15 protein-coding genes and 1 riboswitch are annotated in these 12306 nt (G+C 67.2%); of the genes, 12 read left to right on the top strand and 3 right to left on the bottom strand.

What is annotated here, in order from left to right:
- Nucleotides 1-16: 16 nt before the first annotated feature.
- From EI73_RS07975 to aguB, 3 genes are read left to right on the top strand one after another with little or no spacing between them, the layout of a single operon-like run.
- Entirely contained in the window at nucleotides 17-1078 is a 1062-nt protein-coding gene (locus EI73_RS07975; protein ID WP_051935581.1) for an agmatine/peptidylarginine deiminase, read from the top strand.
- Nucleotides 1075-2250 (top strand): GNAT family N-acetyltransferase, encoded by a 1176-nt coding sequence (locus tag EI73_RS07980; protein WP_034385803.1) that lies wholly within the window; start codon nucleotides 1075-1077, stop codon nucleotides 2248-2250. The genes EI73_RS07975 and EI73_RS07980 overlap by 4 nt, the downstream gene beginning before the upstream one ends.
- Nucleotides 2247-3131 (top strand): N-carbamoylputrescine amidase, encoded by an 885-nt coding sequence (gene aguB / locus EI73_RS07985; protein WP_034385805.1) that lies wholly within the window; start codon nucleotides 2247-2249, stop codon nucleotides 3129-3131. Before EI73_RS07980 ends, aguB begins: the two co-directional genes overlap by 4 nt.
- Nucleotides 3132-3178: 47 nt before the next feature.
- On the opposite strand, the gene truA is transcribed toward aguB, so the two are convergent.
- Complete coding sequence (truA, locus tag EI73_RS07990; protein WP_051935450.1) at nucleotides 3179-4024, bottom strand: tRNA pseudouridine(38-40) synthase TruA; 846 nt, start codon at nucleotides 4022-4024, stop codon at nucleotides 3179-3181.
- A 68-nt stretch (nucleotides 4025-4092) separates the two neighbouring features.
- Here truA and EI73_RS07995 point away from each other — a divergent pair, with 68 nt between their 5' ends.
- Both EI73_RS07995 and EI73_RS08000 read left to right on the top strand, forming a co-directional pair.
- A complete protein-coding gene (locus EI73_RS07995) occupies nucleotides 4093-4989 on the top strand; it encodes a peptidoglycan DD-metalloendopeptidase family protein (RefSeq protein ID WP_231557308.1) in 897 nt (298 codons plus the stop codon).
- Nucleotides 4986-5222, top strand: coding sequence for a hypothetical protein (locus EI73_RS08000; RefSeq protein ID WP_034385806.1), 237 nt, complete (start codon nucleotides 4986-4988; stop codon nucleotides 5220-5222). Before EI73_RS07995 ends, EI73_RS08000 begins: the two co-directional genes overlap by 4 nt.
- A gap of 6 nt (nucleotides 5223-5228) precedes the next feature.
- Here the strand turns inward: EI73_RS08000 and surE are convergent, their stop codons facing one another.
- Nucleotides 5229-6014, bottom strand: coding sequence for a 5'/3'-nucleotidase SurE (gene surE / locus EI73_RS08005; RefSeq protein WP_034385808.1), 786 nt, complete (start codon nucleotides 6012-6014; stop codon nucleotides 5229-5231).
- Nucleotides 6015-6188: 174 nt separating this feature from the next.
- Here surE and EI73_RS08010 point away from each other — a divergent pair, with 174 nt between their 5' ends.
- Nucleotides 6189-6623, top strand: a complete 435-nt coding sequence (locus EI73_RS08010) for a response regulator (protein WP_034385809.1) — start codon at nucleotides 6189-6191, stop codon at nucleotides 6621-6623.
- Between the two features lie 11 nt (nucleotides 6624-6634).
- On the opposite strand, the gene EI73_RS08015 is transcribed toward EI73_RS08010, so the two are convergent.
- Nucleotides 6635-7078, bottom strand: a complete 444-nt coding sequence (locus EI73_RS08015; protein ID WP_034385810.1) for an acyl-CoA thioesterase — start codon at nucleotides 7076-7078, stop codon at nucleotides 6635-6637.
- Nucleotides 7079-7267: 189 nt separating this feature from the next.
- On the opposite strand from EI73_RS08015, the gene EI73_RS08020 reads away from it, so the two are divergent.
- The 6 genes from EI73_RS08020 (at nucleotide 7268) to sugE (ending at nucleotide 12301) form a co-directional block, all read left to right on the top strand.
- Nucleotides 7268-8407: an ABC transporter substrate-binding protein gene (locus EI73_RS08020; RefSeq protein ID WP_034385811.1), complete on the top strand. Its 1140-nt coding sequence runs from the start codon at nucleotides 7268-7270 to the stop codon at nucleotides 8405-8407.
- 67 nt (nucleotides 8408-8474) lie between these two features.
- Nucleotides 8475-9335, top strand: a complete 861-nt coding sequence (locus EI73_RS08025) for a branched-chain amino acid ABC transporter permease (protein ID WP_034385812.1) — start codon at nucleotides 8475-8477, stop codon at nucleotides 9333-9335.
- The gene (locus EI73_RS08030) at nucleotides 9332-10315 is read left to right on the top strand and encodes a branched-chain amino acid ABC transporter permease (protein WP_034385813.1); all 984 of its coding nucleotides are present in this window, start codon (nucleotides 9332-9334) and stop codon (nucleotides 10313-10315) included. Before EI73_RS08025 ends, EI73_RS08030 begins: the two co-directional genes overlap by 4 nt.
- Nucleotides 10308-11120 carry an ABC transporter ATP-binding protein gene (locus EI73_RS08035; RefSeq protein WP_034385814.1) on the top strand — a complete coding sequence of 271 codons (813 nt, stop codon included), beginning with the start codon at nucleotides 10308-10310 and terminating at the stop codon, nucleotides 11118-11120. The genes EI73_RS08030 and EI73_RS08035 overlap by 8 nt, the downstream gene beginning before the upstream one ends.
- A complete protein-coding gene (locus tag EI73_RS08040) occupies nucleotides 11113-11820 on the top strand; it encodes an ABC transporter ATP-binding protein (protein WP_034385815.1) in 708 nt (235 codons plus the stop codon). Before EI73_RS08035 ends, EI73_RS08040 begins: the two co-directional genes overlap by 8 nt.
- A gap of 82 nt (nucleotides 11821-11902) precedes the next feature.
- Nucleotides 11903-11971, top strand: a riboswitch (guanidine-III (ykkC-III) riboswitch).
- 9 nt (nucleotides 11972-11980) lie between these two features.
- Nucleotides 11981-12301, top strand: a complete 321-nt coding sequence (gene sugE / locus EI73_RS08045) for a quaternary ammonium compound efflux SMR transporter SugE (RefSeq protein ID WP_034385816.1) — start codon at nucleotides 11981-11983, stop codon at nucleotides 12299-12301.
- Nucleotides 12302-12306 lie beyond the last annotated feature (5 nt).

Genomic DNA, 12306 nt, shown 5'->3' on the forward strand with positions numbered 1-12306 from the left:
TGCTCTAATGCGGGCCATGCAGCACTTCTCCCCCAAGGACCCGACGCCCCGCGACCGGGGCTTTGCCATGCCCGCCGAGTGGGCGCAGCACGCAGCCACCTGGATGAGCTGGCCCGCTGACGACGAGCTGTGGTTCGGCCACCTGGCGGGCGTGCGGAATGAGTTCGCCGAACTGGTGCGGACCATCGCCCGCTTTGAGCCCGTACACCTGCTTGTGCGCGACGAAGAAAGCGAGCGGGACGCGCGCACACGTCTGACCGGCGCGAAGGTCACCGTTCACCGTGTTCCCCTGGATGACTCCTGGATCCGCGACAACGGCCCGATCTTCGTGCAGGACGAACAGGGCCGGGTTTCCCTGGTGAACTGGCGCTTTAATGCCTGGGGCGGCAAGTTCCACTGGCAAAAGGACGACCACATCCCCGAGTACGTGGCCGAAGTGCTCAACCTGTCCCACTGGGACCGCCCGGAGGTGCTTGAGGGCGGCGGCATCGAGGTGAACGGTGCGGGCGTGGGGCTGACCACCCGGTCTTGCCTCCTCACGGCGACGCGCAATCCCGGGATGACCGAGGCGGACTACGCTGCCCTCCTGCGCGAGACGCTGGGCGTAGACAAGCTGCTGTGGCTGGACGGCGGCCTAGAAAACGACCACACCGACGGGCACATCGACACCATCACCCGCTTTGTGGACGAGCGGACCATCGTGACCAGCGTGGCCGAAGACCCGCAGGACGCCAACTTCCCGGTGATGCAACAGAACCTGACGGAACTGCGCGGGATGACCGACCTGGGGGGTCAGCCCTTCCGCATCGTCGAGTTGCCGCTTCCCGCCCACCGCCTGGAGGGGGCAGAAGGCCGTCTCCCGCCCACCTACGCGAACTTCTACATCGGAAACGGCTTCGTGGTCGTGCCCCTGTACGGCGACCCGAACGACACGCGGGCGCTTGACGTGCTGCGGCCCCTCTTCCCGGGACGCGAGGTGATCGGTCTCCCCAGCCGCGCCATCATCGAGGGGGGCGGTTCCTTTCACTGCATGACGCAGCAGCAGCCGGCGGGGCCGGTCTGGACAGGAGAGGAGTGAGCGCGCGCGTCATCCCGCTGGGTGCCGGGTACGAGGCTCGCCCCATCTCGCTGGCCGCCTACCGGGACGCCTGCGCTCGGCTGGAGGGGCGCATCTTCGGGGGGAACTGGGGCTACGCCTTCGGACCACCGGCCAAACCGCCCCCACCGCTGGGCGAAACCTTCCAGTGGGGCCTCTACCACGACCGGGACCTGATCGGCTGGCACCACGCCCACCAGCGGGACGAGCGAACGGTGTCCATGGCCGATACCGGAATCCTGCCGGAGCATCAGGGCCGGGGGCTGTATAGCCGCCTGCTGCCGCACGTGCTGGAGGTCTACCGCAGGGCAGGGTACACCCTGGTGCAGAGTCACCACCGCGCCACGAACAACCGGGTCATCATCCCCAAGCTGCGGGCCGGGTTTTTCCTTCAGGGCCTGAATCTGTACGAGGGCGGGCTCAACGTGGCTCTGACCCTCAGCCTGGACGAGACATACCGGGAAGCGATGCACGTTCGCAGCGGCCTGCGGCAGGCGTCGGGCGAGACGGCGCGGCGGCTGGGCCTGGCGCTCCGGGAGGAGGCGGCAGAGAGCGGCCCGGCCCCCCACCTGCCGCTTCCAGCGGTGGAGGGCCAGGGCCTGGACCTGGGAGACGGCTACACCCTTTGGCGCGTCCCCTACGAGGTGTACCGGGACGTGTACACCCAGCTGGAGGACGCCGCCTACGCATCGGTGTCTTTCAACTGGAGCGCTCCTGCGCCGCTTCCCGAGCCAGGCGTCCCAACGTACACCTGGCTCATCTCACATGCAGGCGAGGTGGCTGGCTGGCACTTCTCCCGCCAGTGGGACGCCCGAACGGTCTACATGAGCAACACGGCCTTTCTTCCCGAGCACCGGGGCCGGGGCCTGTATACCCGGCTGCTACCCATTGTGCTGGACACCCTCCGGCAGGAGGGCTACCGCCTGGTGCGCAGCCACCACCACGCCACCAACAACGCGGTGCTGCTGCCCAAACTGCGCGCAGGCTTCCGAATTCAGGGCCTGCACGCCAATGAGCACGGCGTGATGACGGTCCTGATCTACAGCTTCGACCCCGTGTACCGTGACTACATGGACGCTCGCAGCGGCCTGATCCGCCCGGAGGGCGAACTCAGCCGCCGTCTGGGCCTGAAGTTGAGGGAGGAGGAGGCATGACGCACAACGTGAAGCTCGCGGTCGTGCAGATGCACGTCACTGACCGGCTGGAAGACAACGTGAGCCGCGCCGAAGCCCATGTCCGGGACGCGGCCCGCCAGGGGGCGCAGGTGATCTTGCTGCCCGAACTGTTCGAGAACCTGTACTTCTGTCAGGTCGAGCGCGAGGACTATTTTGCGCTGGCCCATCCGGTCGAGGGGCATCCCTTTATCGGGCGGTTCCAGAACCTGGCCGCAGAACTCGGCGTCGTGCTTCCCCTCTCGTACTTCGAGCGGGCGGGGCAAGCGCACTACAACTCGCTGGTGTGCATCGATGCCGACGGCACCCTGCTCGGCAACTACCGCAAGACGCACATTCCCGACGGTCCCGGCTACGAGGAAAAATTTTACTTCAACCCCGGCGACACCGGCTTCAAGGTGTGGGCCACCCGCTACGGCCGCGTCGGCGTGGGCATCTGCTGGGACCAGTGGTATCCCGAGACCGCCCGCGCGCTGATGCTGCAGGGGGCTGACTTCCTGCTGTATCCAACCGCCATCGGCACCGAGCCCGCCGAGGTGGAGAGCCCCAACAACCACCGCATGTGGCAGCGCGCCATGGTGGGGCACGCCGTCAGCAACTCCACCTATGTGGGCGCCGCCAACCGCATCGGCACCGAGGTGGTGGGCGACCTCGCCCAGACGTACTACGGCCACTCCTTTATCTGTGACTACACCGGCGAGATCGTGGCCGAGTTCGGTGAAACCGAGGAAGGGCCCCTCGTGCACACCCTCAACCTCGCAGAAGCCCGCAAGTTTCGCGCCGGAATGGGCTTTTTCCGCGACCGCCGTCCCGAGCTGTACGGCCCGCTGCTGACGACGGACGGGGTGACGCGGCGGGGGTGAGAGACCCAAGAGCAGGCGGGGACTTCCCCTCGACGACAGGGGAGCTTTTAGGGTATGTCGCTGGCGAGACCGGTTGAGGAACGCTTCATCGTCCTCGCTGGAGCGTCGTACCTCGCCCCCGTGAAATACAACCCGTGCGCGGGCACGTTCGCCCCCGCCCCCGACCGCTCACGCCCGGCAAGGATGGCGCTGACCGCCTCGGCATCCAGCTTGCCCCGGCCAACGAGAAGCAGGGTGCCCACCAGACCCCGGACCATGTGCCGCAGGAAGCTCTCGCCCGCGACATGAACTTCCCAGACCCGCCCGCCGGGAAGCGCGGGGCCAGGCTGGATGCCCAGGGCGCGCAGTTCCCGCACCGTTTGCCGGTCCTCGCGGGTGGCGAAGGCGGCGAAGTCGTGGGTGCCCAGCAGCGTGGCGGCGGCGGCGTTCATCGCGGGCACGTCGAGCGGTCCGGGGACGTGCAGCGCGCGTCCTGCCCACAGGGGGTGGCGCTGCGGCGCATTCAGCAGCCGGTAGGTATAGCGCCGCTCGGTACAGGAGAAGCGGGCGTGGAAGCCGGGGGGCGCAGGCGCCACCTCCAGCACGGCCACGCTGGGCGGCAGGTGTGCGTTGAGCGCGCGGGCGAGTTGTGCCGGAGGGACGCGAAAGTCCTGCGGCACGTCCACGTGCGCGGGCATCGCCTCGGCGTGGACCCCCGCATCCGTGCGCCCAGCGGCGACGGGACGGGCCACCTGCTGGCCGCCCAGCTGCACGAGGGCTGCATGCAAGGCGTCCTGGACGCTCGGCGCGCGTCGCTGGGACTGCCAACCAGCAAAGCTCGCACCGTCCCAGGCAAGCAGCAGGCGCAGGCGCTGAAAGCCGTCGGGCGGGGCGAAGGTGGACCCATGATCCATACCGGCAGCCTAGCGTCAAGCCGAATTCCTCACATCTCCATCACGGGACACCCATTAAGCTAAGGCTTGTGAATCCCGCCCTCATCTGCTGCTCCTCTTCCTCACAGGTATGGTGGCGGAGAGCGCGGCGTTCCCTCATCACCGCCACGCTGGTGCTGGCGGGGCTGGCGAGCGCCGCAACACCCTACCGCGTGCGGCCAGGCGAAAACCTGACGGTCATCGCGCAGCGGGCGGGGGTCAGCCTGACCGCCCTGAGGGCCGCCAACCCCTCGCTGCGCAATGCCAACCAGGTACGAGCAGGCCAGATTCTTCTGATTCCCAACCGGCAGCTGCCCGGCAAGACGCACCGCGTGCAGCGGGGGGAGAATCTGACGGTGATTGCACACCGGCACGGCCTGAGCCTCTCCCAGCTTCTGCGGGCCAACCCGGGGTTGAATGTTCGCCGTCCGCTGCGGCCGGGCATGACCGTACAGATTCCGGGGCGCAAGGTGGCCGCCCGTTTGCCCGCCTCCCTGCGCCGCAGTTCAGGCGCGACGGTTCGTACCGCGTCTATCCGCGTCTCACCGGTGACAGGCTCGGGCTGGCTGTGGCCGGTGACGGGGTACCGCTTTATCAGCAGCGGCTTTGGCGAACGCAACATCGACGGCGACCACGAGATGCACTACGGCGTCGACATCGTCGCACCCCAGGGCACCCCCGTACGGGCCGCGCGCGCGGGCCGCGTTCTGGAGTCCCGCGCGGATTTCGAGCGGGGCTGGGGCTGGACCGTTGTGATCGAGCACGAAGGCGGCTGGATTACCCGCTACGCGCACCTCAGCGCCAACCTGATCCGGGCGGGTGAACGGGTGGCGCAGGGCCAGATCATCGGCCGGGTGGGCAGCACCGGCCGCAGCACCGGTCCGCACCTTCACTTCGGCACCTATCTGCGCTGGAACCCCAAAGACCCCCTGCAGCTCTACGAGTGAGCGTTCAGCAGGTGCACTACGCCGAAGCCAAGGGCGAGGAAGGGGCCCGGAACCTGCGCGCTTTCCTGCAGGCCCTGCCGGACCTGCCCGGCTTTTTGGGCGCAGAACTGCTCTCCAGCCCGGCCCAGCCGGAACTCACCCTCGTGGCCAGCCGTTGGGCGGGCGAGGTGCCACCCCTGCCCCTGCCAACGGACGTGCGGGCCTGGGTGTTTGTGGTGCTGGAGACGCGTTGAAGCGCTTTACACCTCCGGCACGTACCCGGCCAGCTCGCCCAACAGGTCGCGGGCGGTCAGATCGAGACGCACCGGAGTCACGCTGATCAACCCCGCCTGCACCGCGCCATAATCGGTGTCCTGGTCATGGGCGTCGGCGGCGCGGCTCTGCCCGGCCACCCAGTGGTACTCGCGGCCTTCTGGGTCGTGGCGGGTCACGATGGCGTCTTCCCAGCGGTGCTCTCCCACGCGGGTCACCCGCACGCCGCGGGCCAGCCCAGCGGGAAAGTTGACGTTGAGCAGCACCCGTGGCGGCAGGCCGCGCGCGAGCACCTGGTGTGCCAGCCGGGCCGCATAGGCGGCGCTCGCCGTGAAACTGTACTCGCCTCCCGTACTCCCCTGCTGGCTCAGGGCGATGGCGGGCAGCCCCAGCGCGAGGCCTTCGATGGCCGCCGCCACCGTGCCCGAGTGGGTCAGATCGTCCCCCAGGTTCGGCCCCAGGTTGATCCCGCTGACCACCAGATCAGGTCGCCCCAGCAGGTGGACGCCCAGTACCACGCAGTCGGCGGGCGTGCCGTCCACCCGGTAGGCCGGAATCTCCCCGAACCCTGCCGACGCCGTGTGCTTAAAGCGCAGCGGCCGGCGGATGGTGATGCCGTGCCCAACCGCCGACTGCTCCACATCCGGCGCGACGACCACGACGTCCCCCACATCGGCCAGCGCCAGGGCGAGCGCCTTGATGCCGGGAGAAAAGATGCCGTCGTCGTTGGCAACGAGAATTCGCGGACGGGGGGAAGCCTGAGCACCGGTCATGTGCGCAGGGTAGCGCGGGCAGGAACGTGCTGCCCTTTTGCGTTCTGTCGCCAGACGGAGCGCCGTAGACATTTCTGTATCGAGCTTGCTCGGCGGTTCGGTACACTGGGGCTATCCCATGACGCGAATGCCCTTTTCCGCTCAGACGCGTCCTCCGCGGCAGACGGAGCGACGATGACCCGTCCCCTGCGCCTGCTTCTGATCGACGACAGCCTGATGGACCGGCAACTGGCGGAGGAGGTGTTTGCCGGGTACGCTCACCTCTGCACGGTCACCACCGCCGCCAACGGCCGGGAGGCGTTGGAAGCGATGCTCGCGCCGGGCGCCCTCCTGCCGGATGTGGTGCTGCTGGACATCAACATGCCGGGCATGACGGGGTTCGAGGTGTTGAGCGCCATGAAAAGTCACCCGCAGCTGCTGCGGATCCCGGTGGTGATGCTAACGACCTCCAACCATGACCAGGACATCACGCAGGCGTACACGCTGCACGCCAGCTCCTACCTGATCAAGTCGGTGAACTTCCAGGACTTCGTGGCGCAGGTCGAGGGCTTTTTGGAGTTCTGGACCCGCGCGCGCCTCACCACCTGGCCGGAAACCACCTCCCCCTAGGACGGCGGCCCTCAGGGGCGGCCGTCGGGATCGGGGTCTACCTCACCCGGTGCCAGGGGAGGCACGGGACGCGGCGCACCCTCTTCATCCACAGCGACAAACACAAAAAAGCCGGTGGTGGCCAGCTGCTGCTCACCGGACGCCATATGCTCGCGGTAAACGTCCACCTGGATGGTCATGGAAGAGCGGCCCACGCGCACCACGCGGGCATCCAGGGCCACGGCGTCTCCGACGCGGATGGGAACGTGAAAATCCACGCCGTCCATGCGGGCCGTGACCACCGCGCCGCCCGCGTGGCGCACCGCCGCGACACTGGCGGCCTTGTCCATCAGCGACAGCACAAAGCCGCCGAACGCCGTGCCGAGGTAATTGGTGTCTTTCGGAAACACCAGTTCCAGCATGCGTGCGCGACTGCGGGGAGCGGGGGTGGTGGCAGGACGAGCAGGGTCAGACATCGTGCCCGAGTGTAGCGGCCAGAACAGGTCAGCGGTGATGGGGCAGGAAGCCCAAATGGAAGCGGGGCAATTGACACTTCTTATCCCCCATGCCAGCATGACGGTCACACCCAACCTGTACTGCGTTCAGGGCCGACAGGCCCGCCCGTCTCGCTCGCAGCGTTCTGCGTTTTCACCGGGAGGTTTTCCATGAAGCGACGCACTCTCGTCTCCCTCGCCCTCACCCTGACGGCCAGCTCAGCGTGGGCCGACAAGGTCGTGAGCATCGGCTACAGTGGGCCCCTGTCGGGCGGCGCGGCCTTTTACGGCAAAGACGTACAGAGCGGGATTGAGATGGCCATCAATGAGATCAACCGGGCGGGTGGCATCACGGTCAACGGCGAGAAGGTCACCTTCCGCCTGGTGTCCCTCGACGACCGGTACCTGCCCAACGAGACGGCCACCAACGTCCGCCGCCTCACCAGCCAGGGGATCGACGTGATCTTTGTGCCGCACGCTGGCGGCATTCAGGCGGTGCAGCCCCTCGCCGTGCGCGACCCTGACTTCCTGCTGGTGGCGTATTCCAGCGAGCCGAAGATCCTGGAAGCCAAAAACCCCATGACCTTTATGCTGCCGCCCCGCTACGACAACTACCTGCGGCCCTTTACGCAGACGCAGATGCGGGCTTTTGGCAAAAAGCTGGCGCTGCTGGGCACCACCACCGCCTACGGCAAGCAGTGGACCGACGCCATCACTGAGGAGTGGAAGCGGCAGGGCGGCACCGTGGGTGCAAACAATGGGGTGGACTACAACACCACCGTGGACTACTCCAGTGCCGTGACCAAGGCCCTGGCCGAGAAACCCGACGTGATCTTTGTGGGGGGGCCTTCGCAGCCCACCGCACAGGTGATCAAGGCCGCGCGCGAGCAGGGCTTCAAGGGCGGCTTCATCGTGATGGACCAGGCCAAGTTCGAGCAGATGGAAGGCATTATTCCCCGCGCATACCTCAATGGCAGCGTGGGTGTACTGCCCACCATCGAGTATCCCGGCACCCAGGTCTTCCGTAACCAGTACCAGCGGGTCTACAAGAAGATCCCCACCAGTGAGGCGGCCCTGAACTACATGGGCATGAATATCGTTGCCAAGGCGATGGAACTTGCGGGCACCACCGATGACCCACGGGCCATCCGTGCGCAGCTGAATGCCGCCGCCAAGGCGCTTCCCCAGAGCAAGACGATCTACCGGCTCGCGGGTGTGACCCCCGACGGGCACGTCGACGCCGAGTTCGTGATTGCCAGCGTAAAGGACGGCAAGTACACCCGTTTGCGCGTCGACAAGGTCTACAAGTAACGAGCTGCCGCGCCCCTAGCCATCCCGGGGCGCGGCCTTTTTTCATTCTTCAGGGAGACGCTGAGCCTTGACCATCCTGCTGCAACAACTGTTCAATGCCCTGGCGCTGGGCGGCGTGTACGCCCTGGTCGCGCTGGGGCTCACGCTGGTCTACGGCGTGATGCGGGTGCCCAACTTCGCTCACGGCGGCCTGTATATGCTGGGCGCGTACTTCACCTACGCCCTCCTGACCGGGCTGGGAATCGGCTACGTGCCCGCGCTGCTGCTCGCGGCGGTCGCGGTGGCTCTGCTTGCTGCGCTGCTCGAGCGGGTGGTGTTCTATCCCCTCAGAAACGCGCCGCACGTCCACGCGATGATTGCCGCGATCGGCGTGCTGTTCTTTTTGGAGGCGGCTGTGCAGCTGATCTGGGGTCCAGATTTCAAGCAGATCGCCGAACCGGTGCCGGGCATCCTCAACCTGGGTGACGTGGTGATCACCTGGCAACGCCTGATCGTGATCGCCGCCTCGCTGGTGGTGATGCTGGGGCTGAACTTCTTCCTGAAGCGCACCCTGACCGGTGCGACCATCGAGGCGATGTCCCAAAACCGTGAAGGCGCGCGGCTGGTGGGCATCAACGTGAACCGCGTTGGCATGCTGACCTTTGCGATCTCCGGGGGACTGGCCGCCGCCGCCGCCGCGCTCATCGCGCCCATTATCTCGGTGGCGCCCTCCATGGGCGAGGTCATGAACCTCAAGGTGTTTGCCATCATCATTCTGGGCGGCATGGGCAGCGTGCCGGGGGCCATCGTGGGCGCTTTTCTGCTGGCCTTTGCAGAAGTGTTTGGCGGCTTCTACATCAACCTTGACTTTGCGGATGTGATCGGCTTCGCGGCGCTTGTGCTCGTGCTGGCGCTCCGGCCCGAGGGGCTCTTCCGGAGGAGCACGTGAACCGGGGCCGCTTCAGAGCCGGCCTCTGGGGCTGGCTGGCCGTGTTTGCGCCTGCCGCGCTGCTGCCGCTGACGCAGCCCGGCACCTACGTGCTGGACATCGCCATCAACACCATGGTCTGGGCGATGCTGGCCTACGGCCTGAACGTGATGCTGGGCTATACCGGGCAGCTGCCGCTCGCACACGCTGGGTTTTTTGGCATCGGTGCGTACACGGTGGGCATTCTGACCCTCAAGCACGGCTGGAACTTCTGGTTGGCGTGGCCTGCTGCCGTGCTGCTGTGTGCGCTGGGCGGCCTGCTGCTGGGGCTGGTGGCCTTTCGCACTCGGGGAGACGCCTTTGCGATCTTTACCCTGGGCGTCGGGGTGATCATCGCGCTCGTGATCAACAAGTGGGACGAGCTGACCGGCGGCAACGACGGCCTCAACGGGGTGCCGCCCGCTTCCAGCCTGTTCGGAATCGACTTCTCGAAGTCCGCCAACTTCTACTACGTGGTGCTTGCTGCCCTCGCCCTGACGGTGCTGATCGTCGCTCGGACGCGCAAGAGTGTCTTTGGCCGCTCGCTGATCGCCATCCGCGGCGGCGAGGATCTGGCGCGCAGCGCTGGCATCGATGTCTTCTCGCACAAGCTGCGGGCCCTGATGCTCTCAACCGCGATCGCTGGGCTGGCCGGGGGCGTGTATGCGGCCTATGTGGGCTTCCTGGGTTCGGCGGTGACTGGGCCAACCACCACCTTCACGGTGCTGCTGTACCTGCTTGTGGGGGGCGTGGGGACACTCGCGGGGCCGCTGCTGGGCACCGGGCTGATCTACGTGGCGCTGCAGTTTATGAAAGGCCTCCAGGACTACCAGTACATCGTGTTCGGGCCGCTGCTCGTGCTGCTGGTGCTGTTTGCGCCGCAGGGCCTGGCGGGGCTGTGGGAACGTTCCCGCCTGCGCCGAGCCGCCGCGCGGCCGGAAAGGGCGGTGGACCATGCCTGACGCGCTGCTGGAGGTGCAGCATCTGGGCATTCACTTCGGTGGCCTGCACGCGGTTCGGGACGTCACCACGACCATCCCGGCCGGGAAAATCACGGCGATCATCGGGCCGAACGGGGCGGGCAAGAGCACGTTCTTTCACCTGATCTCGGGGTTTTATCAGCCCACCTCGGGGCGCATCCGCTTCAGGGGCGAAGACATCACCCGGCTGAGGACGCATCAGGTGGTGGCGCGCGGCATTGCCCGAACCTTTCAGACGACCACGATCTACCGAGAACTCAGCGTGCTCGAGAATGCGATGATCGGCCACCGTGTACGCACGCGCGCGGGGCTGCTCGACGCCCTGCTGCGCACCGGCCGAGAACGCCACGACGAGGCAGAAAGCCGCGCCGGGGCCCTGCGGGCGCTGGAACGGGTGGGGCTGGCCGCGCAGGCGGGACGCCTGGCTGGGGCCCTGACACAGGAGGGCCAGAAGCGGGTTGGAATCGCGATGGCGCTGGCCAGTGATCCCACGCTGCTGCTGCTCGACGAGCCCGCTGCGGGCATGAACCCGGAGGAGACGGTCAATCTGATGGGCCTGATTCGCGAGCTGGTCGCGGGCGGCCTCACGGTGGCACTGGTCGAGCACAAAATGAGCCTGGTGATGGGCCTGGCCGACGAGATCCTGGTGCTTCACCACGGCCAAAAGATCGCGCAGGGCACGCCGGCCGAGGTCAGCCGTGACCCCGCTGTGATCGAGGCGTACCTGGGCGGGCACGCGCACGCCGGGCAGATGGGTCAGCCCGTGGGAGGAGGGGCCCATGCTTGAGGTGCGCCACCTGAGCGTGAACTACGGCCCCTTTCGTGCGCTGCATGACGTTCACCTCACCGTTCAGCAGGGCGAGATTGTGGTGCTGCTGGGTGCCAACGGGGCGGGCAAAAGCACGCTCTTTCGCACCCTGAGCGGCTTGGGGCGGCCCTCGGGGGGAACGGCCACCTGGAACGGGGTGCCGCTGACGGGTGGCAAGCCGGAATTGAACGTGGCGCGCGGGGTATCGCTGTGCCCGGAAGGCCGCCTGCTTTTCCCCGAGCTGAGCGTGGAGAAGAACCTGCGGCTAGGCGCCTATGTGCACCGGCGCGACCCGGCGGGAACCGCGCGCGAACTGGAGCGGGTGTACGCCCTCTTCCCGGCCCTGGTGGAGAAACGGCACGCGCCCGCTGGGAGCCTCTCGGGGGGGCAGCAGCAGATGGTGGCGATCGCCCGCGCGCTGATGGCCCGCCCGCAGCTCCTGCTGCTGGACGAGCCCTCTCTCGGCCTGGCACCGCTGGTCGTCGAGCAGGTGTTCGAGGCGGTACAGCGGGTGAACGGGGCGGGCGTGAGCGTCCTGCTGGCCGAGCAGAATGCCTTTGCGGCGCTGGGCATCGCGCACCGGGGCTACGTGCTGGAGGGCGGACGGGTCACGCTGCAAGGCTCACAACCCGACCTGCTGGGAAATGACCGGGTGAGGAGCGCGTACCTGGGTGTCTGAAGCTCGGGCCAGGCGGGCGGCGTGCCAGGAGACGCTGACACGCCGCTCTCCTTGTGCTCACGCGAGGCAGGTACACTGCTGCTCGGACAGCTTCTAGGCTGCGCCTCGGACGAGAGCACCGCCGTACCCGGTCACGACAAGACGGCGCGGGAGGTGTCTGATGGGATGGATTCTGCTCGTGATCGCGGGGCTCTTGGAGGTGGGCTGGGCCATCGGCCTGAAGTACACCGAGGGCTTTACCCGGCCGCTCCCCACGGTTCTGACACTCGCCAGCATGGCCGCCAGCATGGGGCTCTTGGGCTTGGCGGCCAAGACGCTGCCCATCGGTACCGCCTACGGCGTGTGGGTTGGAATCGGCGCGGTGGGCGCAGCTCTCCTGGGCATCGTGCTGTTCAAGGAACCCGCTACCCCTGCTCGGCTGGTCTTTCTCGCCCTGATGATCGTGGCGATCCTTGGGCTCAAGGCGACAAGCGGGCACTGAAGCGA

Origin of the sequence: Deinococcus sp. YIM 77859 (genome assembly GCF_000745175.1) — a bacterium.
In the GTDB taxonomy this organism is placed as follows: Bacteria; Deinococcota; Deinococci; order Deinococcales; family Deinococcaceae; genus Deinococcus.

Bases quoted from the DNA above. Each gene is read 5' to 3' on its own strand.
- truA (WP_051935450.1), bottom strand. From the start codon at position 4,024: ATGGATCATGGGTCCACCTTCGCCCCGCCCGACGGCTTTCAGCGCCTG.
- EI73_RS07975 (WP_051935581.1), top strand. From the start codon at position 17: ATGCAGCACTTCTCCCCCAAGGACCCGACGCCCCGCGACCGGGGCTTT.
- surE (WP_034385808.1), bottom strand. From the start codon at position 6,014: ATGACCGGTGCTCAGGCTTCCCCCCGTCCGCGAATTCTCGTTGCCAAC.
- EI73_RS08015 (WP_034385810.1), bottom strand. From the start codon at position 7,078: ATGTCTGACCCTGCTCGTCCTGCCACCACCCCCGCTCCCCGCAGTCGC.
- EI73_RS08020 (WP_034385811.1), top strand. From the start codon at position 7,268: ATGAAGCGACGCACTCTCGTCTCCCTCGCCCTCACCCTGACGGCCAGC.
- aguB (WP_034385805.1), top strand. From the start codon at position 2,247: ATGACGCACAACGTGAAGCTCGCGGTCGTGCAGATGCACGTCACTGAC.
- EI73_RS08035 (WP_034385814.1), top strand. From the start codon at position 10,308: ATGCCTGACGCGCTGCTGGAGGTGCAGCATCTGGGCATTCACTTCGGT.
- EI73_RS08010 (WP_034385809.1), top strand. From the start codon at position 6,189: ATGACCCGTCCCCTGCGCCTGCTTCTGATCGACGACAGCCTGATGGAC.
- sugE (WP_034385816.1), top strand. From the start codon at position 11,981: ATGGGATGGATTCTGCTCGTGATCGCGGGGCTCTTGGAGGTGGGCTGG.
- EI73_RS08040 (WP_034385815.1), top strand. From the start codon at position 11,113: ATGCTTGAGGTGCGCCACCTGAGCGTGAACTACGGCCCCTTTCGTGCG.